Below are 297 nucleotides of genomic sequence, written 5' to 3'. Positions count from 1 at the left end.
CCACGCCCACTGCCCGGTCGCGATCATCCCCGACTCGGCCGAACGCGGCGCCGGCCCCGTGGTGGTCGGTACCGACTGCTCCCCCACCAGCATCCGCGCCATCGACATCGCGTTCGACCAGGCGGCTCGACGCGACACGGAGCTGGTTGCGGTGCTGGCGTGGTCGGAGTTCTATCGCTATCTCTCCCGCCCCGAACTCGAGGCGGAGGCGCTGACCAGGTTGACGGAGACGTTGGCACCGCTGTCCGCGCGTCATCCCGAGGTGCCGGTGCGATGCATCGTCGCCGAGGACCGACC

At 70.4% G+C, this 297-nt stretch carries 1 protein-coding gene; it reads left to right on the top strand.

Going from position 1 to position 297, the window contains the following annotated elements; genetic code table 11:
* Positions 1–297: universal stress protein (locus GV790_RS29775; RefSeq protein ID WP_163818142.1), on the top strand; the 297-nt coding region annotated here is incomplete at both ends.

The sequence above is a fragment of the Nocardia cyriacigeorgica genome (assembly GCF_010858045.1).
GTDB classification, from domain to species: Bacteria; Actinomycetota; Actinomycetes; order Mycobacteriales; family Mycobacteriaceae; genus Nocardia; species Nocardia cyriacigeorgica_E.
Note: the sequence above shows the minus strand (reverse complement) of the source record. Positions and strands in the feature narration are given on the sequence as shown.